This window comes from Microbacterium radiodurans (genome assembly GCF_008710705.1).
GTDB classification, from domain to species: Bacteria; Actinomycetota; Actinomycetes; order Actinomycetales; family Microbacteriaceae; genus Microbacterium; species Microbacterium radiodurans.
The window spans coordinates 422,344-444,779 of sequence record NZ_VYRZ01000003.1; the positions used below are offsets into that span (position 1 = coordinate 422,344).

18 protein-coding genes and 1 other RNA gene are annotated in these 22,436 nt (G+C 70.7%); 11 read left to right on the forward strand and 8 right to left on the reverse strand.

Translation table 11 applies throughout. The features are described 5' to 3' along the window. Window position 1: 1 nt before the first annotated feature. The 3 genes from F6B42_RS12220 to F6B42_RS12230 are packed head-to-tail and all read right to left on the reverse strand — an operon-like array spanning window position 2 to window position 4,638. Window positions 2-2,275 carry a transglutaminase family protein gene (locus tag F6B42_RS12220; protein ID WP_223878480.1) on the reverse strand — a complete coding sequence of 758 codons (2,274 nt, stop codon included), beginning with the start codon at window positions 2,273-2,275 and terminating at the stop codon, window positions 2-4. 43 nt (window positions 2,276-2,318) lie between these two features. Further along, a complete protein-coding gene (locus tag F6B42_RS12225; RefSeq protein ID WP_150419964.1) occupies window positions 2,319-3,638 on the reverse strand; it encodes a DUF58 domain-containing protein in 1,320 nt (439 codons plus the stop codon). A 7-nt stretch (window positions 3,639-3,645) separates the two neighbouring features. Then, complete coding sequence (locus F6B42_RS12230; RefSeq protein WP_150419965.1) at window positions 3,646-4,638, reverse strand: AAA family ATPase; 993 nt, start codon at window positions 4,636-4,638, stop codon at window positions 3,646-3,648. 196 nt (window positions 4,639-4,834) lie between these two features. Between F6B42_RS12230 and F6B42_RS12235 the strand changes: the two genes are divergently transcribed. Then, window positions 4,835-5,179, forward strand: coding sequence for a hypothetical protein (locus tag F6B42_RS12235; RefSeq protein WP_150419966.1), 345 nt, complete (start codon window positions 4,835-4,837; stop codon window positions 5,177-5,179). A gap of 169 nt (window positions 5,180-5,348) precedes the next feature. Here F6B42_RS12235 and F6B42_RS12240 read toward each other — a convergent pair whose 3' ends face one another. From F6B42_RS12240 to F6B42_RS12250, 3 genes are all read right to left on the reverse strand, one after another. Next, window positions 5,349-5,699, reverse strand: a complete 351-nt coding sequence (locus F6B42_RS12240; RefSeq protein WP_150419967.1) for a hypothetical protein — start codon at window positions 5,697-5,699, stop codon at window positions 5,349-5,351. A gap of 145 nt (window positions 5,700-5,844) precedes the next feature. After that, entirely contained in the window at window positions 5,845-6,195 is a 351-nt protein-coding gene (locus F6B42_RS12245) for a hypothetical protein (protein ID WP_223878481.1), read from the reverse strand. A gap of 174 nt (window positions 6,196-6,369) precedes the next feature. After that, entirely contained in the window at window positions 6,370-6,738 is a 369-nt protein-coding gene (locus F6B42_RS12250) for a VOC family protein (RefSeq protein WP_150419968.1), read from the reverse strand. A gap of 71 nt (window positions 6,739-6,809) precedes the next feature. On the opposite strand from F6B42_RS12250, the gene F6B42_RS12255 reads away from it, so the two are divergent. From F6B42_RS12255 to F6B42_RS12280, 6 genes are all read left to right on the forward strand, one after another. After that, complete coding sequence (locus F6B42_RS12255) at window positions 6,810-7,286, forward strand: MarR family winged helix-turn-helix transcriptional regulator (protein ID WP_150419969.1); 477 nt, start codon at window positions 6,810-6,812, stop codon at window positions 7,284-7,286. A 177-nt stretch (window positions 7,287-7,463) separates the two neighbouring features. Beyond that, window positions 7,464-7,560: signal recognition particle sRNA small type (gene ffs, locus F6B42_RS12260), an RNA gene on the forward strand. A gap of 81 nt (window positions 7,561-7,641) precedes the next feature. After that, window positions 7,642-9,759, forward strand: coding sequence for a phosphate acetyltransferase (gene pta / locus F6B42_RS12265; protein WP_150419970.1), 2,118 nt, complete (start codon window positions 7,642-7,644; stop codon window positions 9,757-9,759). Then, window positions 9,756-10,994 (forward strand): acetate/propionate family kinase, encoded by a 1,239-nt coding sequence (locus F6B42_RS12270; protein WP_150419971.1) that lies wholly within the window; start codon window positions 9,756-9,758, stop codon window positions 10,992-10,994. The genes pta and F6B42_RS12270 overlap by 4 nt, the downstream gene beginning before the upstream one ends. A 55-nt stretch (window positions 10,995-11,049) precedes the next feature. Further along, window positions 11,050-11,778 (forward strand): HAD family hydrolase, encoded by a 729-nt coding sequence (locus F6B42_RS12275; protein WP_150419972.1) that lies wholly within the window; start codon window positions 11,050-11,052, stop codon window positions 11,776-11,778. Window positions 11,779-11,842: 64 nt separating this feature from the next. Continuing rightward, the gene (locus tag F6B42_RS12280; RefSeq protein ID WP_150419973.1) at window positions 11,843-14,410 is read left to right on the forward strand and encodes a glycoside hydrolase family 65 protein; all 2,568 of its coding nucleotides are present in this window, start codon (window positions 11,843-11,845) and stop codon (window positions 14,408-14,410) included. Here the strand turns inward: F6B42_RS12280 and F6B42_RS12285 are convergent. Next, window positions 14,389-15,543, reverse strand: coding sequence for an NAD(P)-binding domain-containing protein (locus tag F6B42_RS12285; RefSeq protein WP_150419974.1), 1,155 nt, complete (start codon window positions 15,541-15,543; stop codon window positions 14,389-14,391). The two genes, F6B42_RS12280 and F6B42_RS12285, sit on opposite strands and share 22 nt — an antisense overlap. 105 nt (window positions 15,544-15,648) lie before the next feature. Here F6B42_RS12285 and F6B42_RS12290 point away from each other — a divergent pair, with 105 nt between their 5' ends. From F6B42_RS12290 to F6B42_RS12300, 3 genes are read left to right on the forward strand one after another with little or no spacing between them, the layout of a single operon-like run. Continuing rightward, window positions 15,649-17,868 carry a DNA polymerase III subunit gamma and tau gene (locus F6B42_RS12290; RefSeq protein WP_150419975.1) on the forward strand — a complete coding sequence of 740 codons (2,220 nt, stop codon included), beginning with the start codon at window positions 15,649-15,651 and terminating at the stop codon, window positions 17,866-17,868. A gap of 3 nt (window positions 17,869-17,871) precedes the next feature. Continuing rightward, the gene (gene recR, locus F6B42_RS12295; protein WP_150419976.1) at window positions 17,872-18,465 is read left to right on the forward strand and encodes a recombination mediator RecR; all 594 of its coding nucleotides are present in this window, start codon (window positions 17,872-17,874) and stop codon (window positions 18,463-18,465) included. Then, window positions 18,462-19,391 carry a DMT family transporter gene (locus tag F6B42_RS12300; RefSeq protein WP_223878482.1) on the forward strand — a complete coding sequence of 310 codons (930 nt, stop codon included), beginning with the start codon at window positions 18,462-18,464 and terminating at the stop codon, window positions 19,389-19,391. The genes recR and F6B42_RS12300 overlap by 4 nt, the downstream gene beginning before the upstream one ends. Before the next feature lie 117 nt (window positions 19,392-19,508). Here the strand turns inward: F6B42_RS12300 and F6B42_RS12305 are convergent, their stop codons facing one another. Further along, window positions 19,509-20,897 (reverse strand): threonine/serine exporter family protein, encoded by a 1,389-nt coding sequence (locus tag F6B42_RS12305; protein WP_150419977.1) that lies wholly within the window; start codon window positions 20,895-20,897, stop codon window positions 19,509-19,511. 137 nt (window positions 20,898-21,034) lie between these two features. On the opposite strand from F6B42_RS12305, the gene F6B42_RS12310 reads away from it, so the two are divergent. Next, a complete protein-coding gene (locus F6B42_RS12310) occupies window positions 21,035-22,321 on the forward strand; it encodes an aspartate kinase (RefSeq protein ID WP_150419978.1) in 1,287 nt (428 codons plus the stop codon). The last annotated feature ends 115 nt before the right edge of the window (window positions 22,322-22,436 follow it).

Consider the following 22,436-nt stretch of genomic DNA (forward strand, 5'->3'; position numbering starts at 1 on the left):
CTCAGGCGGTGAAGACCGCCCGGGGCAACAGCACGGCGGTCGTCCGCCGCGGCGACGACACCGACGCGAGCAATGCGGCACGGATCGCTCGCGCGTCGGATGCCGCGGCCCGGCCGGGCGCTCGGCCGACGCGGTCCGCGTGGCGTCCGAAGCTCGCCCGTTCGACGGCGCCGACGAGCGACTCGACGCGGTCCTCCGGCACGCCGGCATATGCCGCGAGGCGAGCCCCCAGGGCGCGCGGGCTCTCGGATGCCGGCACCGCCTCGCCGATGTCGCGCGCGCTCTCGCGGACGAACCGCCACGCCGCGAGCACATCGCCGCGACCGGCCGCCGCGAGCTGGAGCCGGCGTCGGAACGCGCCGACCAGGGCTGGGATCAGCAGCAGCACGATGACACCGACGACGACGCCGGCGTAGGGCAGAGCGACCGCGATTGGAGATTCGCCGGCAGCGGTGCCGGCGGGCGCGGATGCGGTCGGCGTCGGGCTCGGGGCGTCCTCGGGCGCGAGGGGGGCCGCCTCCTCCGGCGCGGTCTCCTCGGTCACGTCCTGGCCGCCGTCGGCGGGCACCGGCTGCGTCGACCGCGTGTACGTCTGCGGTGCGCCGAGGCTGTTCGTGGGCTCGAACTGCACCCAGCCGATGCCTGCGAAGTTGACCTCCGGCCAGGCGTGCAGCTGCGAGCTCGACACCGTCGCGACGCTCTGGTCGTCGACCGACGCGCCGGTCAGGGTGCCCGGCAGGTAGCCAATCACGATGCGCGACGGCATCCCGAGCGTGCGGGCCATGACGGCGAACGCCGAAGCGAAGTGCACGCAGTATCCCGCGCGCTCGTCGAGGAAGTCGGCGATCGCATCGACACCCGACCCGTCGAATCCGTCGGACACGGGCGCGTCGAGCGAGTAGCTGAAGGCGGCGCTGCGGAACCAGCGCTGCAGAGCCGCGAGCCGGTCGTAGTCGTTGGCCGCGTCGGCGGTGATCTCCGACGCCGTCTCGGCGATGACGTCCGGCATGTCGTCGGGGAGCGCAGTCAGCGCGTCGGAGAGGCCCTCGGTCGTCGTTCCGGCGGCTTGGATCTGCTCGAGCGTCGGACGCACGACGTGGGTCGTCGTGAGGTACTCCTGCCCGGGCGTGGCTGCATCGGCGGCGACCACCGTGCGGTTGGCCGGCATGGCTTCCCACGACCCCGCGAGATCATCGACCCGCACCGCGGGCCCCGGGATCGGCAGCCACGGCGAGTTGAGCTGGTCGATCGTGACGGTCGTCAGGTACTCGGTGACCCGGATGTCGGGCCCGGCGGTGACCGGACCGAGCGCTTCCGGACTCAGCGGAACGGTGTCGCCGCGGTCGGGCTCCCAGACGTCGCCGTCGAACTGCGACAGTGTCGCGGCGCGCAGATACGGCATCGTGGGCGCGTTCGTGCGGGTGCTCAGCACCTCGACCTCGACGGGTCGGCGCAGGTCGTCGCCGAGCTCGAGGTTGGCGTTGATGGTGGTAGCGGGGCCCGTCCCGACTCCGGCTCGCGGTGCCGGCCGGGGGAGTTCGGGGGTGATCACGACGGCGGCGAGGATCGCGGCGACGGCCACGGTGGCGGTCACGGCCGCCGCCGCACCGCTGCGCCGTGTCGGCGCACCGGCATCCTCGGGGTGATCGGAGACCGAGCCCGCCGCGAGGTGAAGCGTCGCCCGCTCACGCGAACGCGTCTCGGCGCGGATCAGCAGCAGCGCCGAGACGGCGAGCACGACGAAGGCGGCGACGTCGGTGCGGGCGGGCACCGCCAGGGCGGGGATGAGCCATACCGCCACGAGGGCGACGGTGGCGAGAAGCGGCATCCGGGCGGTCACGACCGTGTGATCGAGGAGGATCGCGAGGGCGGCGACGGCGCTGACGACGAGCGCCGCGAGCGGGCGCTCGACGGCGACCGGCGCGATGCCCTCGACGATCTGCTGCGACGCGGCCGCGGCGATCGTGGGCAGCTCCGCGAACGTCGCCGGTGTCGGGATGATGCCGAGCACCGCCGATCCCGAGAAGAAGAACAGCGTGACCAGGGCCACCGCGACGACGAGTTCCGCGATCGTCGTGACGATCGCGGGGGCGCGGAGCCTCCGGAGGACGACACCGACCGCGAGGATCGAGCACACCACGAACAGGCCCGTCGCCACCCACAGGCCGCCGGCGAGGACCCGGAGGAGGGGCAGCGACGCAGCCACGAGGGCGCCGAGCAGGGCGAGAGAGAGCAGGGCGTCCCCGCCCCGGGTCATCTGTGCACGGGTCGGCATGCGGCTGGTCTGCGTCACGGGGTGAGCTGCGGGCGACGTCGGATCACGCGGCGGCATGGGAGCGCCCCCGATCCGCGGCGTTCCGCCAGATCTCGGCGACGTCGGTTTCCGGGACGAGGGTGGCGGCTCGCCACCCGGCCTCACGCGCTCGGTCGACCGCGCCGCGGTCGGGATCGGCGGCGAACAGCATCGGCAGCGCGGTGTGTCCGACGGCGGGGGCGAGCCGTTCGGCATCGGCGACGGTGAGGCGTCCGGTGACCACCACGAGTGGTCCCGCCATCGTCGCGGCGAAGAGCCGGGGGAGAAGCGGAAGGCGGTCCTCGCCGGCCGTCGAGACGGTCGCGAGATCGACCGCGAGCTGCTCGAGGGCGACGCCGTCGCCGGCGGGCACGAGGGCACCGATGGGGCGTCCGTCGGCCTCGATGACCGAGACGTCGTATCCCTCTCGGATGAGGCGGGCGGCCGCCGAGAGCACGAGGGTCACCGCCGTCTCGAAGGCGGCATCGGCTCCCGGCGCGGTCGCTGCGGCGGGCCAGCGCGTCTCGGCACGGTCGAGCACGACGGTCGCCTCGGGCGTGGACTCCTGCTCCTCCTGCCGCACCATCAGTTCGTCGTGATGAGCACTGGCGCGCCAGTTGATGCGTCGCATCGAGTCGCCCGGCATGTAGACGCGGGGGATGAGGTTGTCGGCGCCCTCGCCGAGCTGGTGCGTGGCGGTGTGCAGGCTACCGCCGGCTTCGCCGGGGAACTCGGTGAGCGGCGGCAGCGCGACCGTGGCGGGGGCGACGGTGACGCTTTCGACGGTGCCCAGCCGGATCCGCCGACGGGCGAAGCCGAACGGGTCGGTGACGATGACGCGGAACGGGCCGACCTCGCGGACGCCGCGGACCGTGGGCCGCACGCGGTAGTGCAGGCGCACGTGCTCGGCGGCGGCGGCGGGCGGCAGCATCCCGCTCGCGTCGCCCTCCCATCCCGGACCGAGGGCGTCCTGCCATCGGGCTGCGGCGCCGGCGAAGCCGCCGCGGGCCGTCGCGTGAAGGGTCACGTCGCTCGGCTGCCCGACGGCCGCCACATCGGGGCTGAATGATCGGGCGACGTCGCCGTAGCGGTGGACGAACCAGAGCGAGGCCCAGGCCAGCGCTGTTCCCGCCCACAGCAGCACGGCGACGTAGACGAGCTCGACGAGTCCGACCTGGTGGGCGACGATCATGGCCGCGGCGCCCAGGACGACCGCGGCCGTACCGCGCAGGGTGAGCGGCCAGAACGGCGTGTCGCGGCCGTCGCCGAACGGCCAGAGCGCGTGCGCGAAGCGCCGTGCGAGGCGTGCGCGGGAACGCAGCGGGGGAGCGGTCCGGTCGGTCATCTCATTCTCAGCGGACGGGGAGCGGGACCGGCACACTCGCCGCGATGCTCGTGAGCGCCGCAGAGACGACATCGGCGCCGCTGCGGCCCCGAGCCGTGCCCGTTGCGCGAGCCGGGATGAGACGGTGGGCGAACACGGGATGCAGCAGCGCCACGATGTCGTCGGGGATGACGAACGCGCGCCCGTCCAGAGCCGCCCACACCTTCGCGGCGCGGACGAGCTGCAGGGTGGCGCGCGGGCTCGCGCCCAGGCGCAGGTCGGGGTGTTCGCGCGTCGCGCGGGAGATCGCCACGGCGTACTCCTCGACGGCGCGTGAGACGTGGAGGCGCCGCGCCCACGCGATGAGATCCTGCACCTCGGCTGCCGCGATGACCGGCGTGAGGGCGTGGAGGGGGTTGACGCTGTCGCGCTGACGGAGCATCTGCGCCTCGGAGTCGGCGTCGGGGTATCCCATCGAGATGCGCATCATGAAGCGGTCGCGCTGAGCTTCGGGGAGCGCGTACGTCCCTTCCATCTCGAGCGGGTTCTGCGTCGCGACGACGAGGAAGGGCGCCGGCAGCGGGTGCGTCCGGCCGTCGACGGTGACCTGACGCTCCTCCATCGCCTCGAGCAGCGCCGACTGAGTCTTCGGCGAGGAGCGGTTGATCTCGTCTGCGAGGACGATGTGGGCGAAGATCGCACCCTGCTTGAACTCGAACTCGCGGTCGGCCTGGTTGTAGACGCTCACGCCGGTGACGTCGCCCGGCAGCAGGTCGGGGGTGAACTGGATGCGCCGCACCGTCGCCTGCACGCTCGCCGCGAGGGCGCGGGCGAGCATCGTCTTGCCGACGCCCGGGACGTCCTCGATGAGGAGATGGCCCTCGGCAAGCAGGCAGACGAGCGCCGAGCGCACCGCTTCAGGTTTGCCGTCGATCACGCGGCCGATGCTGGCGGCGATCGCGTCGGTCGTGGCGGCGAATCGATCGGGGCCGACGTCCGGTCCCGTGCCATCTGCGGTCATGCGATCCCCTCGTCATCCCGGCGCAGCGCTGCGCCCCCTGCGCGAGAGCCTAACGGCCGGAGATGACGGGAGGACTCAGGAACGAAACTCCCGTCCGGAAGTTCGACTGGATCCAATAACCGCCGCTCATGCCTGCTAATCTCGCGGAGTCGGGGCCGGTCTTGCGGGTCCTGTTGATGATCAGAAAGACACTCACATGCCCTATCGCAGCAGGGAGACCCTCGAGGGCTGGCTGGCCGGCTTCATCTCCAGTCGAGCCGACGGAGATCTGATCCGCGTCGCGCTGCAGGACAGTTCGCTGGGTGCTGATGGGGGATTGGTGATCGTTCCGCTTCGGAACGCGAGCACGACGGTCTACATCCACCCGCCGGTCGAGGTCGACCCGCGGTGGCGTGTGGTGTTCGAACCGCAGCCCGAGGAGATCGCGCTCTCCAGTGAAGAGGTCTACGCGTTGACTGCCGAGCTCAACACGGCGGCGCAATTGTGCGCGTATCTCGCGGAGAGGTCGGCAAGCCACCGCGAAGAGCCGCCGGCCGCTTGACGCGGTCGAATCTGACTTGCTCGCATCCGGCGCAAACACCGCGAATCTGCGGGCGGCGCTGGATCGCGGCATCCCGGCAGCGAGTCGCCTCGTCACAAGCCGATCAGTTACGTGCGCACGTTCGTGGAATCGTCGCCACATCGTGAACGATGCCAGAACCGCCGCTTCTTCAGTAACCGTCGAGGTCGGGGTCCCAGTTGTCCACTTCTGCGGGTGCGGACAGCGTGCGTGCGCCGGGCACGTTCGGGTACGGGTAGGCGGGGTGCATGCGAAACAGGGTGGCGCTGGTGGAGAAGTCGGGTTCTTCTCCCTGCCAACCTGCGGGTTCGGTCAGCATGGGTATGCCGGGTCCGACGATCATGGCGACGTCGTGGTGTCGGTCGGGCGTGTCAGCGGCTGCGGGGACGCGTACGTGTGCCGTTTGTCCGAGGTTCGCGAGAGCGGCCGTGAGCTGCATGAGCGCGTCGGCGACGTCGTCGGTTGTCACGATGACTCCCGCTCCGTAGACGATCCGACGCATCGGGTCAGTCTGCGCTCCTCCGCGGGCCTCGACGATGGGGGTTGTGTTCGCGGGCGGTTGTCCGCACTTTCCGCGTTCCCCGCCGATCGGTGAGTCGGGTCGGGGACCGCTCGAGCATCGCCTTTCGGTGTTGCGACGAGATCCATCAGAAGTCGTCGAAATGAGTTCCGAACGGCCTGTCGAGGTCGCCGTCATCACGCGGGTCGAACTGTACGGCCTCCACCGAGATGATCACCCGGCTGTGCGGGGTGATCAGCGCCCGGACCGTGCGGTTGCCGACCACGGTGAAGCGCACGAACCGTCCCCCCAGGCGCACTGCGTCCTCGATCTTCAGCACGAGCTCGTCGACCACGTCGCCTTGCGCGAGAGGGAACACGGAGTCATCGATCGCGATCGAGCTCCGAACCATCGTTGACTGAGTCTGGCCGGTCATGCGTGCAACGTAGACGAGAAGCTCGGCTGAATCCGCCGGGGTTGACAGCCCGTTGCCATCCACCGGCTGCGGCTGATGGCACGTAGCTCCCGTGCACGAGCGCGTCGAGGTCTCGCGGAGGCGAGCCCGCGTTCGGTCGGTTCGTTCCCATGCCGAGATCGTGTTGCAGCAGAACATCGACGTCCTCGGCTTCGAACTCGCCGCCGAGGACATGGACCGCATTGCGACCCCTCCGCTTCAGGTGCGGTCGTGGAGTGTGATCTGGTAGCCGTCGAGGTCCGCAAGGGTGAAAGTGCGACCGAACGGTCCGTCGATCGGTGAAGCGACGATCGTATGCCCGTCGGCCACGAGCTCGTCGTGGATCGACTGCACATCTGTGGCATGGAGCCAGATCGCTGCGCCGATGCCCGGCTGCGGGACGGCGTCGAGATCGACACCCGGTACGAGGTTGCGAAGAGCGAACGCTATCGGCTTGGTCTCGAAAACCACCGCGTGCGGTGGTCCTGCCGGAGAGCGAACGAGGCCAAGATACTGCTCGTAGAACGCCTGCGCCGCGTCGAGGTCGCGAACCTGGAGCGAGATGAAGTCGGGTCCGGTGACGGCCATGCCATCCTCTTTCTGTGTAAGTCTTCTGTGTAAGTCTTCTGACATACGAGACAATATGTCAGAATGCTGACATGAGTCAAGATGGCGCCGGGATCGATCTCGAGACCTCGATGGGTTACCTCCTGAAAGAGGCATCGTCTGCTCTTCGTGGTGCGATGGAGGAGGTGCTCCGTCCGCTCGGAATGACGATCACCCATTACTCCTGTCTCGAGCTGCTCGCACAGCGCCCGGGCCTGTCGAACTCGGCACTCGCACGTGGAGCGTTCGTTACGCGCCAGTCGATGAACGTGCTGCTGCAGACTCTCGAACGCGACGGCGTTGTGTCGCGGCCGACGGAGGCTCCGGTGGGGCGAGTCCTCCCCGTCCAGCTCACCTCAGCTGGTCGCGCTCAACTGAAAAGGGCGACCGCTGAGGTTCGAGCTGTTGAGCTGCGGATGATGCGCGACCTCACCGACGTGGAACGGGATACGGCATTCCGAGTGCTCCGGCAGATGTCCCGGTCGTTGCGGAACGAAACCTCTTCGTCTGATCCCGCGATCTCGGGATAACCCCCTGCATGTTCGTGCGGGCATGACGGTACAGCTGCCTGCTGCGATCGGGGAGCCGCGCTCCGAACAACCTGGAGAAGCGGCCTGAAAGCGAGAGCTTTCCGGCGAGGCGGGGGCACTCGGGTGGTCATCAGGCCCACCCGGTTCGAGCGGGGCGCGGCATCCGGTTAGACTGTTGTCAGCTCTCCGCGAGGCGGCATCCAGGCCAAATCCCCCAGGACGGAAACGTAGCAAGGGTAACCAGGCTCTGCCGGGTTCGCGGAGAGTCTTACTTTTCCCCACCGACGTGGTCTGCTGCGCTTCGTCGGGGTTATTCACGGTTCGTCGTCAGGCCCGACCCTCCTAGGCTGAAACCGTGGCTCAGAGCATCTACATCACGTCCGCAGAAGGCCATTCGGCGAAGTCGGTCATCGCCCTCGGGGTGCTCGAGGCGTTCAGCCGCGTCGCACCCCGCGTCGGGGTGTTCCGGCCCATAGCCCGATCGACCGCCGAGCGAGACTACGTTCTCGAGATGCTCCTCGACCACGACGGCGTCGACCTCGACTACGACGACTGCATCGGCGTGACCTACGACGACATGCGCAGCGATCCGGATGCCGCGCTCTCGCGCATCGTCGAACGCTTCAAAGCCGTCGAGGCCCAGTGCGACGCCGTCGTCATCATGGGAAGCGACTACACCGACGTCGGCTCGCCCGCCGAGCTCGGCTACAACGCCCGCATCGCGGTGAACCTCGGTGCGCCCGTGCTGCTCGTGCTGGGCGGTCGCGCGGGGCAGGGCGGCGGCGAGAAGCTCGGCTCGTCGACCCCGCGGACACCGGCCGAGATGGGCCAGATCGCGTCCCTCGCCGCGGCCGAGCTGCGAACCGAGCGCGCCGAGCTGTTCGCGGTCATCGCCAACCGGGCCGACGGCGATCGCCTCGACGAGGTCGTCAGCGCCGTGCGTGGTGCGCTTCCCCAGGACGTGCCGGTGTGGGCCGTGCCCGAAGACCGCTTCCTCGTCTCGCCGAGCGTGCGCGGCGTGCTGCAGGCCGTCGAGGGATCGCTCGTGAAGGGCGACGAAGAACTGCTGGGGCGCGAGGTCTTCGGCGTCGTGATCGGCGCGATGTCGATGGTCAACGTCCTTCCGCGCCTGACCGAGCGTGCCGTGGTCGTCATCCCGGCGGACCGCGCCGAGGTTCTGCTCGCCACCCTCCTCGCCCACGCCTCGGGCACGTTCCCGAGCCTGTCGGCCATCGTCCTCAACGGCGGCTTTCCGCTGCCCGAGGCGGTCGACCGCCTCATCGACGGTGTCGGTGCCAGCATCCCGATCATCGCCACGGGACTCGACACCTACGAGACCGCCGCGCGCATCATGTCGACGCGCGGTCGCCTCGCCGCGGACTCCCGCCGTCACTACGAAGCGGCTGCGGCCCTGTTCGAGCGCCACGTCGACACCAACGAGCTGACGACCGCGCTGGGCCTCGCCCACGCGACCGTGGTGACACCGCTCATGTTCGCCTACGGCCTGGTCGAGCGCGCACGCACCGACCGCCGTCGCATCGTGCTGCCCGAGGCCGACGACGACCGGGTCCTCCGCGCCGCGTCGATCGTGCTCGCGCGCGGCATCGCCGACATCACCCTCCTCGGCGAGGAGATCGAGGTGCGCTCGCGCGCGCTCGAGCTCGGTCTCGACCTGCGCGGGGCGGAGGTCCTCTCGCCCTTCGACGCCGTGCACGTCGACAAGTTCGCCCGCGAGTACGAGCGCCTGCGCGCCCACCGCGGCATGACCTATGGGCGCGCCGCCGACACCGTCACCGACGTGTCGTACTTCGGCACCCTGATGGTGCACCTCGGTTTCGCCGACGGGATGGTCTCGGGCGCAGCCCACACCACCGCCCACACCATCCGGCCCGCGTTCGAGATCATCAAGACCAAGCCCGGCGTCTCGGTCGTCTCGAGCGTGTTCCTGATGGCGCTCGCCGACCGCGTCCTCGTCTACGGCGACTGCGCCGTGATCCCCGACCCGACGAGCGAGCAGCTCGCCGACATCGCCGTCTCCTCGGCCGAGACGGCGGCGCAGTTCGGCATCGACCCGCGCATCGCGATGCTGTCGTACTCGACGGGGGAGTCGGGCTCGGGAGCCGATGTCGACAAGGTGCGGGCCGCCACCGCCCTCGTCCGCGAGCGCGCGCCCGAGCTGCCCGTCGAAGGGCCGATCCAGTACGACGCCGCCACCGATGCCGCCGTCGCGGCGAAGAAGATGCCCGGATCGTCGGTCGCCGGCAAGGCGACGGTCTTCGTCTTCCCGGATCTCAACACCGGCAACAACACCTACAAGGCCGTGCAGCGTTCGGCCGGCGCGATCGCCATCGGGCCGGTGCTGCAGGGACTGAACAAGCCCATCAACGACCTGTCGCGCGGCGCGCTCGTCGAAGACATCGTCAACACCATCGCGATCACCGCGATCCAGGCCCAGGGAGGGGCATCCGCATGAGCGTCGTGCTGGTCATCAACAGCGGATCGTCCTCGTTCAAGTACCAGCTCATCGACACCGACTCCGGGGCGCCCTACGCCTCGGGTCTCGTCGAACGCATCGGACAGCCGACCGGCCGGGTCAAGCACACCGTCTACTTCGCCGGTCCCGATGCCTCGGATGCCGGCGGGGCGGCCGTCACAGCGACCGAGGCGACGACCGAGCGCGAGCTGCCGATCGCCGACCACACCGCCGGCTTCCAGCTCATGCTCGACGCCTTCGCCCAGGACGGACCGTCGCTCCAGGCGCACGCGCCCGTCGCGGTCGGGCACCGTGTCGTGCACGGCGGCGCGCGGTTCTTCGAGCCCACGCTCATCACGCCGCTCGTCGAGATCAACATCGACGAGCTGTCGGTGCTGGCCCCGCTGCACAACCCCGGAGCGCTCCAGGGGATCCGCGCCGCCCGGGCCGCCTTCGGCGACCTCCCGCACGTCGCCGTCTTCGACACCGCCTTCCACCAGACGATGCCGCCGGCGTCCTACACGTACGCGATCGACGCCGGCCTCGCCGAGACGCATCGCGTGCGCCGCTACGGATTCCACGGAACGTCGCACAAGTTCGTCTCCGAAGCCGCGGCCACCCACCTCGGCCGCCCGCTCGCGGACCTGCGCCAGATCGTCTTCCATCTGGGCAACGGCGCGTCGGTCACCGCGATCGACGGCGGCCGCTCGGTCGACACCTCCATGGGGCTCACCCCCCTCGAGGGCCTCGTCATGGGAACGCGCTCGGGCGACGTCGACCCCGCCGTCATCTTCCACCTCGCGCGGCGGGCCGAGATGAGCATCCCCGAACTCGACGACCTCCTCAACAAGCGCAGCGGCCTCCTGGGGCTCTCGGGGATGTCCGACATGCGCGACGTCGAGGACGGGGTGGAACGCGGGGATGCCGCGGCGACCCTCGCGTTCGAGGTCTATCTGCACCGCCTCCGCGCCTACGCCGGCTCCTACCTCGCCGAACTCGGCGGCGCCGACGTCATCTCCTTCACCGCCGGCGTGGGCGAGAACTCGTCGCGGGTGCGCGCCGGTGCGCTCGCGACCCTCGGATTCGCCGGGATCGAGATCGACCCGGACCGCAACGCCGACCGCGGCCGCGGCATCCGTCGCATCTCGACCGACAACTCACGCGTCACCGTCCTCGTCGTCCCCACGAACGAGGAGCTCGAGATCGCACGGCAGACCGTGGGGGTGACGAGCTGAGCGGGCGGCCCGTCAAGCGGTTCGGCGAAGCCCGCAGCATGATTACGCTGGTCCCGTGACCGCCGATCAGCTGCCCGACCTGACCGCGTACGACGGAGTCCTCTTCGACCTCGACGGCGTGCTCACGCCCACCGCAGACGTGCACATGCACGCATGGCGGACGATGTTCACCGAGCTGTTCGCGGCATGGGAGATCGAGCCCGCCTACACCGACGACGACTACTTCCGTCACCTGGACGGCAAGAAGCGCTACGACGGCGTCGCGAGCCTGCTCCGCTCGCGCGACATCGAGGTGCCGTGGGGAGATCCGTCGGACGATCCTGCGGCCGAGACCGTCTGCGGCATCGGCAACCGCAAGAACGCGGTGTTCGAGCGCGTTCTGCGCGGCGATGGCATCGAGCCGTACCCCGGCTCGCTCGCACTCGTCCACAAGCTGCGGGCGGCCGGCATCCCGATCGCCGTCGTCTCGAGCTCGAAGAACGCCCGAGAGGTGCTGACCGTCGCCGGGCTGATCGATCTCTTCCCGGTCGTCATGGACGGCGTCGTCGCGGAGGAGCGGCACCTGCCCTCCAAGCCGGCTCCGGACGTGTTCGCCGAGGGTGCCCGCATGCTCGGCGTCGACCCTGCGCGCTCGGTCGCCGTCGAGGACGCTCACTCGGGTGTCGAGTCGGCCGTCGCCGCAGGCTACGCTCTCGTGATCGGAGTCGATCGCGGTGCCGGCGCCGACGCCCTGCGTTCTCTGGGTGCGCACGTCGTCGTCGACGATCTCGCCGCCTTCGTCTGACCCGAGTCCGCCTCACCCGCCGGCACAGCACCCGACTGCCGGCTCCCGCATCCGGAAGGCCTTCATGATCGATCGCGATCGATTCCCCGTCGACCCCTGGCGCCTCATCGAGACGGGCGTCTCGACCGACGACATCGGCGTCTCCGAGACGCTCTTCGCCGTCGGCAACGGATATCTCGGCCTGCGCGGGAATCCGCCGGAAGGGCGCCAGGCGCACGAGGACGGCACCTTCGTCAACGGCTTCCACGAGATCTTCCCGATCCGTCACGCCGAGCAGGCCTACGGATTCGCGGAGGTGGGGCAGACGATCATCAACGCCCCCGACGCGAAGATCATGCGCGTCTACGTCGACGACGAGCCGCTCGCGCTCGACGTCGCCGACGTGCGCGACTACGAGCGGGTGCTCGACATGCGCACCGGTGTGCTCTCGCGCCACCTGCGCTGGGTGACGCCGAGCGGCAAGGACGTCGAGATCGACTTCGAGCGCATGGTGTCGTTCGAGGAGAAGCACCTCGCGATCATGCGGCTGACGGTCACGGTGCTGAACTCCGACGCGCCCGTCACCGTCAGCTGCCAGATCCTCAACCGTCAGGACGGCGAGGACGTCTACGGCGGCTCCGCCCCGAACCGGGCCAAGGGCGCCGGATTCGACCCGCGCAAGACCGAGAAGATCGAGGAGCGGGTTCTCCAGCCCCAGGAGTACTGGCAGGACGAGGACGGGCGTGCGGCGCTGTCGTACAAGGCGACGAACTCCGGCATGACCATCGCCGTCGTGGCCGATCACATCATGGAGACCGAGAACGAGTTCTCGGCTCGCCGCCTCGTCGAGCCCGACATCGCCAAGAACGTCTTTCGCGTGCACGCCAAGGCGGGCGTCCCCATCACGCTCACGAAGCTCGTGAGCTACCACACCTCGCGCGGCGTGCCCGCGCGCGAGCTCGTCGACCGGGGACGCCGGGTGCTCGACCGCGTCCATGACGAGGGCATCGACACGCAGTTCGAGCGGCAGGCGGCGTGGTGCGCCGACTTCTGGAGCCGCTCCGACGTCCGCATCGAAGGCCACGACGACCTGCAGCAGGCCACCCGGTGGTGCCTGTTCCAACTCGCGCAGGCCTCCGCCCGCGCCGACGGGCAGGGAGTGCCCGCCAAGGGCGTCTCGGGGTCGGGGTACAGCGGTCACTACTTCTGGGACACCGAGGTCTACGTCCTGCCGTTCCTCGCCTACACGAGCCCGCTCTGGGCGCGAAACGCCCTCCGCATGCGCTACCTCATGCTGCCCGCGGCCCGCCGGCGCGCGCGTCAGCTCAACGAGGCGGGTGCGCTCTTCCCCTGGCGGACGATCAACGGCGAGGAGGCCTCTGCCTACTACGCGGCGGGCACCGCGCAGTACCACATCAACGCCGACGTGAGCTTCGCGCTGGCGAAGTACGTGCGGGCGACGGGAGACGTCGACTTCCTCTACCGCGAGGCCGTCGACATCGCCGTCGAGACGGCCCGGCTGTGGTCGACGCTGGGCTTCTGGCGCTTCAGCGAGGACGGCGCGGAGGAGTCGTTCAACATCCACGGCGTCACGGGACCCGATGAGTACACGACCGTCGTCAACGACAACCTGTTCACGAACGTCATGGCCCGCTTCAACCTCCGCTTCGCGGCACGCACCGTGCGCGACATGGCCGAAGAGGCTCCCGACCAGTACCGGGCGCTGATCGAGCGCCTCGATCTCGATCCCGGCGAGGCGGACGCGTGGGATCGCGCCGCCGAGGCGATGCACATCCCGTTCAGCGAGTCGCTGCGCATTCACCCGCAGGATTCGGTGTTCCTCGAACGCGAGGTGTGGGATCTCGAGAACACGCCCGACAGCCAGCGACCGCTGCTGCTCCACTTCCACCCGCTCGTCATCTACCGCTACCAGGTGCTCAAGCAGGCCGACGTGGTGCTGGCCCTCTTCCTGCAGGGCAACCACTTCACCGACGAGGAGAAGCTCGCCGACTTCGAATACTACGACCCGCTCACGACGGGCGACTCGACGCTCTCGGGCGTCGTGCAGTCGATCCTCGCGGCCGAGGTGGGCTACCAGGACCTCGCCCTCGAATACTTCCGCGAGTCGATCTACGTCGACCTCGGCGACCTGCACAACAATGCTGCGGACGGTGTGCACGTCGCCTCCGCAGGAGGTGTGTGGACCGCGCTCGTCTCGGGCTTCGGCGGCATGCGCGACCACTACGGCGAGCTGAGCTTCGACCCGCGCCTGCCGAAGGACTGGCCCTCGCTCGAGTTCACGCTGCACTGGCGGGGCACCCGTCTCGAGGTGACGATCACGCGTGACGCGCTGTCCGTCACGGCGGGGGAGGGCGCGCCCGTCGAGTTCACGGTCCGCGGCCGTGAGGCGCGCGTCGGCAGCGGCGAGAGCGTCACGATCCCGTTGGCCGGCCAGGGTCCGCTGCTCGCGGGGCGGCCGTCGCTGCGTCAGCTGGCCGACGTGCGCCGCGAGGACGGGTCGCTTCTGTCGGCATCCGTCCCCGACTCGACGATCACGCGGTCGATCCCGACCATCACGGGCGAGATCCCCGTCGTGCAGGACTACGAGCACACCTTCGCCGGCCAGCAGGATCAGACCGGGATCGACTCCTGAGTCGTTCCCCCGGATGCGGCGGCAGCGGCATCCGGGGGAACGGTTCCGTCGCGCACGATCGCGCGCACGGCGTCGCGCCCGGCCCGGTTCGCGCCGACGGTCGACTGCGACGGGCCGTAGCCGATGAGGAAGAGGCGCGGCTCGTCGAGCGAGCGCCCGTTCGCGACGCGCATCCCGCCGGCGGGCGTGCGCAGCCCGAGCGGTGCGAGGTGGGCGACATCGGCCCGGAACCCGGTCGCCCACAGGATGACGTCGGCCCGTTCGAGGGTGCCGCCCGGCATGCGGACGCCGTCCGGCTCGATCGCGCGGAACATCGGATGCCGCACGAGCACGCCACGCTGCTCGGCCTCATCGGCCCAGCGGCTTCGATGCAGTCCGGTGACCGAGATGACGCTGCCGGGCGGGAGGCCCTGCCGCACCCGTTCCTCGACCCCGGCGATCGCGGCGACGCGGGCCGCGGTGTCGAACTGATCGGCATCCCAGCGCAGCTCGTCGCGCGTCACCCAGAACGTCTCGGCGACGCGCGAGATCTCGTCGAGGAGCTGGATCGCCGAGATGCCCGCACCGACGATCACGACGCGCCGGCCGGCGAAGCGCTCGGCGGCGACGTAGTCGTGGACGTGCAGCTGCTCGCCGCGGAACGTCTCGGCACCGGGGTAGCGCGGCCAGAACGGGCGCCGCCACGTGCCCGTCGCGTTGATGACGTAGCGGGCGTCGCAGGTGCCGGCGTCGGTGGCGACGCGCAGCCGGCCGCGCGGGTCGTCGTCGACGCGCGAGACGCTGCGCACCCGCACCGGACGCTCAACGCGCAGGTCGTTGTCGCGCTCGTAGGCCGCGAAGTAGGCGGGCAGGACGTCGCGGGCGGACGCCGACGGGTCGGCGGGCGGGACGGGCGCGCCCGGCAGCTCGTGGATGCCGTTCACCGTCGCCATGCGCAGCGACTCCCAGCGGTGCTGCCATGCGCCGCCCGGCGCGGCATCCGCGTCGAGGACGACGAACGTCCCCGTCGCGGCTGCCTGCGCGGCCGTGCCGGTCGAGGCGGGCACGAACCCGCGCCGCCGCAGGTGGTGACCCGCCGAGAGCCCGGCCTGCCCCGCGCCGATCACCGCGACGTCGACCCTCACAGCACTCACACCCCTCCCAACCCCTCACCCCCGCCCCGTGTTCCCCGCGAGCTGGGGTGAGGGGAGGGCGGGATGCCGGGGGCCGATGTCGGCGGCACGCCGTAGTCTGTTCGGGTGACGACCGCCCTGTACCGCCGCTATCGACCCGAGGCGTTCGGCGAGATGATCGGTCAGGCTCAGGTGACCGAGCCGCTGATGACCGCTCTCCGTTCCGACCGAGTCGGTCACGCCTATCTCTTCTCCGGTCCGCGCGGCTGCGGCAAGACCACGTCGGCCCGCATCCTCGCCCGTTGCCTCAACTGCGCGCAGGGGCCGACCGACACCCCGTGCGGCACCTGCGACAGCTGCGTCGAGCTCAGCCGCGGCGGCGGCGGGTCGCTCGACGTCGTCGAGATCGACGCGGCATCCCACAACGGCGTCGACGATGCCCGCGACCTGCGCGAGCGCGCCGTGTTCGCCCCCGCCCGCGATCGCTTCAAGATCTTCATCCTCGACGAGGCCCACATGGTCACGGCGCAGGGGTTCAACGCGCTCCTGAAGCTCGTCGAAGAGCCGCCCGCGCACGTGAAGTTCATCTTCGCCACGACCGAGCCCGAGAAGGTCATCGGCACGATCCGCTCGCGCACCCACCACTACCCGTTCCGTCTCGTCGCGCCCGCCGCGATGCTCGAGTACGTCGAGCAGCTCTGCACGCAGGAGGACGTCCGCGTCGAGGCCGGCGTCCTCCCGCTCGTCGTGCGCGCCGGCGGCGGCTCGCCGCGTGACACGCTCTCGCTCCTCGACCAGCTCATCGCCGGGTCGGACGACGGCGCCGTGGCCTACGAGCGCGCGGTGTCGCTGCTCGGCTACACGCACGCCGAACTCCTCGACGAGGTCGTCGGGGCCTTCGGGGCGACCGACGCCGCGGCCGCCTTCGCCGCGGTCGACCGGGTCATCCAGACCGGTCAGGACCCGCGACGGTTCGTCGACGACCTGCTCGAGCGCCTGCGCGATCTCATCATCGTCTCGGCGACGGGCTCGGGCGCGGCGGCGGTGCTCCGCGGTGTGTCCGCCGAGGAGCTCGAGCGAATGGATCGCCAGGCGGCGCTGTTCGGCACGGATCGGCTCTCGCGCACCGCCGACCTCGTCGTGGCGGCGCTCGACGAGATGTCGGGAGCGACGTCGCCGCGGCTGCAGCTCGAGCTGCTCGTCGCGCGCGTGCTGGCCTCCGCGCAGCACGGTGTGCCCGCTTCGGCCGGCGCCCCGATCGCCGCGGCGCCGGCCGCTTCGTCCACGGCCGCTCCCGTCGCTGCGCAGCCCGGCTTCGCGGCACGGCAGGAGACTCCCGCACCGACGACCCCGCGCTCCGACCCGACGCCATCGGTGACCGCCCCGACCGGCGGGTCGGCGGCGGCGAGTTCGGCACCTTCGAGTTCGGCACCTTCGAGCACGTCACCGGGTTCGGGATCGCCTGCCGAGCCCCGCGATCCCGCGACGGTCACCCTCGCGCAGATGCGCGACGCCTGGCCCGAGGTGCTCCAGCGGCTCGAGTCCGTCAGTCGCACCTCGTGGATGATCGCCTCGGTCGCCACCCCCGTCGGCTTCTCCGAGACGGGCGTTCTGACGCTGTCGTTCCAGAGCCAGGCCGACGTGCTGCAGTTCAAGAAGCTGACGGCGGGGCGCGGTCCCAGCGAAGACCTGCGTGGAGCCATCGTCGATGTCCTCGGTGTCCGGGTGAAGTACGTCGCCCGCCACGATTCCGAGCCCGGAAGCGGGGGAGGCGGCGGCGCTCAGCCCCCGGCCGACGGGAACACGCCCGGATCGGGGGGAGCGGCATCCGCACCGCCCACGGCCTCCCTCGGTGATGGTCCGGTCGCGGGCGGCTCGGCATCCCCGACACCGGCCGCGCGCGCGAGAGAGGGTGCGCCGACCGGCGGGGGAGCCGGACGGACCGCGTCGTACTCGTCGCCGGTGACGGAATGGGCGGTCGCGCCCATTCCGCAGAGCGCGCCGGCGCCCCCGCTCGCCGTCGATGACGAGCCGGCCGATGCGGTCGTCGCGGCTGCGTCGGTGCAGACGATGGCTCCGCCGCACGACGGCGATGTCGACCGCTATCCTGATCCGCTGCCGCCGATCGACGAAGAGGATCGCGACGACCCGCCGCCGCCGGTCGACGATGCGGCACCGGTGCCTCCGCGAGCCCCGGTCGCCGTCGAGCGGGCGGCGCCCCCCGCCGCGCCCCCGGCGCCCCGCCGCGGCGGCATCGAACGCTACGGCGAGGCGGTCGTGCGACAGGTCCTGGGTGCCACGTTCGTCCGCGAAGAGACCTACTCCACCCCCACGAGATTCGGATAAGCCATGTACGACGGCATCGTCCAGGACCTCATCGACGAGTTCGGGCGTCTGCCCGGCATCGGTCCGAAGTCCGCTCAGCGCATCGCGTTCCACATCCTCCAGACGCCGACGTTCGACGTCACCCGGTTGTCGCACCTCCTCGGCGAGCTGCGCGAGCGCGTCCGATTCTGCGAGATCTGCGGCAACGTCTCCGAGCAGGAGCGGTGCGCGATCTGCCGCGACCCGCGCCGCGACGCGACCTTCATCTGCGTCGTCGAAGACGCGAAGGACGTCGCGGCCATCGAGCGCACCCGGGAGTTCCGCGGTCTGTACCACGTGCTCGGCGGAGCCATCAGCCCGATCGCCGGCGTCGGCCCCGACGACCTGCGCATCGCCCAGCTCATGCAGCGTCTCGCCGACGGCACGGTGACGGAGGTCATTCTTGCGACCAACCCGAACCTCGAGGGCGAGGCGACGGCGACCTACCTCAGCCGGTTGCTGACGGCGCTCGAGATCCGTGTGACACGCCTGGCCTCGGGGCTGCCCGTCGGCGGCGACCTCGAGTACGCCGACGAGGTGACGCTCGGCCGCGCCTTCGAGGGGCGACGCCAGCTGTGACCGAGCCGGCGCCCCGATTCGACGGCCGCGCGTGGCTGCTGTTCGGGGCGATGGCCCTCATCTGGGGCATCCCGTACCTCTTCATCAAGCAGGCGGTCGAGTCGTACTCGCCCGCCGCGATCGTCGCCGCGCGCACGCTGCTCGGCGCCCTCATCCTCCTGCCGTTCGCGCTCCGCGCCCGGGCCCTGCGACCGGCGTTCTCCCGGATCGGCTGGGTGCTCGCGTTCGGCGCGATCGAGATGGCCGGGCCGTTCATCCTCCTCGGGCACGCCGAGCAGACGCTGCCGTCGGGTCTCACCGGACTCCTCGTCGCGACGGTGCCGCTCTTCGCCGCGCTCATCGCCCTCGCCGGCGGGGACCGCGGCGTGCTGCACCCGGTGCGCGGACTCGGGCTGCTCGTGGGCTTCGTCGGCGTGGCGATCGTGGTGGCCGGACCCGGGCTCGCGGTCGGCGATGCCGGACCGCTCGCGATCGGCGAGGTTCTGCTCGTCGCGCTCCTCTACGCCGTCGCGCCGTTCATCGTGGCGCGGAAGCTCCGCGGTGTCCCCGCGCTCGGCACGGTCGTCATCGCCCTGTTCGCCGTCGGGATCTTCTACCTCCCGATCGCGATCCTCACCCAGCACGAGGTGCCGACGGTCTCGAGCACGCTGTCGCTCGCCGCGCTCGGCATCGTGTGCACCGCGCTCGCTTTCGTGCTGTTCTTCGCCCTCATCGAACGGGTCGGACCGTCCCGCGCGCCGCTGTTCACCTACGTCAACCCGGTCGTCGCGGTGGTGCTGGGCGCCGTCGTGCTCGCCGAGCCGGTGAGTCCCGGCCTCGTGTTCGGATTCCCGCTGGTCGTCGCCGGATGCTGGCTCGCCGCCACCGGCGGCCGGCTGCGGCGGCGCGCGGCATCCGACCCTTCGGTTCCGATCGCGCCGAGCTGACCTGGCGCGCGCAGGCGGGTGACCGCGAAGTGGTCGCGTGCGGCTGTCTCGAACGGGTCGATGCCGCACATGGCGACGAGTTCTCGCGCCGAGTCCTCGCGACGAGCGCGGCGCGGCTCAGCGCATGCGGGCGCGGGCGCGGGTCACCGACGACAGCGAGGCGCGCAGCGGCTGTCCCAGGTAGATGCCGAGAGAGGCGCCGACCGCGAGGCTGATGCCGATCGTCGCGGCGCTCGCGAGGGTCGTGAACCCGGTCATGAGCACCGCTGTGCTGTCGCCGGCCTCCACGACGCCCAGCAGGCCGCGGAACACCGCGGCTCCGGGCACCATCGGCAGGATCGCCGCCGTCGTGATCGCCACCGACGGCACGTGCAGCCGATAGGCCGCGATGATGCCGACGATGCTGCCGGCAAAGGCCCCGACGCCGCTGGCCGCGGCGACGTCGAATCCGATCGAGGATGCCGCGACGTATCCCGTCCAGGCGATGACGCTCAAGCCCGTGCTGACCGCCACGATCCGCATCCCGGCGCCGTTGAACAGCGCCACGGCGATCGCGATCAGCGCCGCGCCGGCGAACTGCAGCGGCAGGGGCCCGAGCGGGAGAGCGGCGCTCGGCGCTTGCATCCCGACCCCCAGGACGCGTGCGGTCTCGAGGCCGGCGAGGATCCCGACGACGACGCCGAGGGTCTGCGTGATGAGTTCGAGGATGCGCCCCATCGCCGTGAGGGCGAACCCGTCGATCGCGTCCTGTGCCGCGCCGACGACGGTGAGCCCGGCGAGCATCAGCACGATTCCCGAGGCGACGATGACCGACGGCCGCACCGACTGCGCGGCCTCCCACCCCGTCGTCGCCAGGAGCGGCGCGGCCGCCGCCGCCAGGGTGAGGACGAACGCCCCGGCGATCTGACTGAAGAAGAACGGCACCCGCGCGCGGCTGAGCGCGAACTGGGTCACCGAGGCCAGGCCCGCGGCCAGGAACGAGAGCACGAGCACGAGCCAGTTGCCCCCGAACATCACCGCGACGCCGACGGCCAGCAGCGCCTGCGATGCGACGACCACGGGCGGACGGTAGCGGAACGGGGTCCGGCGGATCATCCGGAAGCGGACGGTCGCGGCATCCAGCGACAGGCCGCCGCGGACGTCGGTGACGAGCGCCTGGATCCGCTGCAGTCGGGCGTGGTCGGGGATCGCTCCGCGGACGACGCGCATCAGCGTGATCGGGCGGTCGTCGCCGCTGCGGTGGTGGGCGACCGTGATCGAGTTGTAGGTCACGTCGACGTGCACCGGATCGATGCCGTAGATCGCCGAGACGCGCACGATCGTGGATGTCACATCACTCGCCGAGGCGCCGGCGACGAGCATCGTCTCGCCGACGCGGATCGCGAACTCGACGACGCGGACGGCGAAGGCGTCGTCGAGAACGGGAAGCTGCTCGGTGGGAGGCAGGGCCGGGTCGCCGACGTGGACGAGGGACTGCAGGGAGGAGAACAGTCTCCGGCGGGTCATGCATCGATCGTAACCACGGCGCCCGAGCGGTCGTCACATGAACGAGCCCGCATGGGCTCGTCCGTATGATTGAGCGTCGGGCGCGGCATCCGGGCGCCCGAAGCGACTTCGCCATCTCGGCGTCCGGGAGTTCTCTCATGGCACTGATCGTCCAGAAGTACGGCGGGTCGTCCGTCGCCGACGCCGAGAGCATCAAGCGGGTCGCGAAGCGCATCGTCGACACCCGGCGCGCCGGTCACGACGTCGTCGTCGCCGTGAGCGCCATGGGCGACACGACCGACGAGCTGCTCGACCTCGCGAACGAGGTCGCGCCGATCCCGGCTCCGCGAGAGCTCGACATGCTGCTCAGCTCGGGCGAGCGCATCTCGATGGCGCTGCTCGCGATGGCGATCCACTCGATGGGCTTCGAGGCGCGCTCGTTCACCGGCAGCCAGGCCGGCATGATCACCGACGCGACCCACGGCGCCGCCCGCATCGTCGATGTGACCCCGATCCGCCTGCGCGAGGCGCTCGACGAGGGCGCGATCGTCATCGTCGCCGGGTTCCAGGGCTTCAACCGCGACACCCGCGACATCACGACCCTCGGTCGCGGCGGCTCCGACACCACCGCGGTCGCGCTCGCCGCGGCGCTCTCGGCGGACGTGTGCGAGATCTACAGCGACGTCGACGGCATCTACACCGCCGACCCGCGCGTCGTCCCGAAGGCGCGCAAGCTCGGCGTCGTCTCGGCCGAGGAGATGCTCGAGCTCGCCGCAAACGGCGCCAAGGTGCTCTACATCCGTGCGGTGGAGTACGCCCGCCGCCACGGGGTCATGATCAACGCCCGGTCGACGTTCAGCTCGGGGTCCGGCACATTCGTGCTCGGACCCGGGATGTCGCTGCCCGAAGGCCGAAAGGAAGAAGAGATGGAAGAGCCGATCGTCGCGGGCGTCGCCACCGACCTCAGCCAGGCCAAGATCACCGTCATCGGTGTTCCCGACGTTCCCGGCAAGGCGGCGGAGATCTTCAAGATCGTCGCCAAGTCCGGGGCGAACGTCGACATGATCGTCCAGAACGTCTCGGCGGCTGCGACCGGCCGCACCGACATCTCGTTCACGCTCCCGAAGACCGACGCGGCCGTCGCGCTGCGCGCGCTCGCCGGCGAGCAGACCGAGGTGGGCTTCGAGAGCCTCGTCCACGACGACCAGATCGGCAAGCTCTCGGTCGTCGGCGCGGGCATGCGCACCCACTCGGGCGTGTCGGCGACGCTGTTCGAGGCGCTGTCGAACGCAGGCGTGAACATCGAGATGATCTCGACCTCCGAGATCCGCATCTCGGTGGTCGTCCGCGGCGACGAGCTCGCCCAGGCCGCGCAGGTCGTCCACACCGCCTACGGTCTCGACGGCGACACCGAGGCGGTCGTCTACGCCGGCACCGGTCGCTGACCCGGGCCCGTCGGCGGCATCGCCGCCGTCGCCGTCGCGGCCGCCGCGATACGTTCGTCGGACCTGTGGGGCTGCTGTGCACTCGACCGGGCGTCGTATCGACGTGTGACCCGCC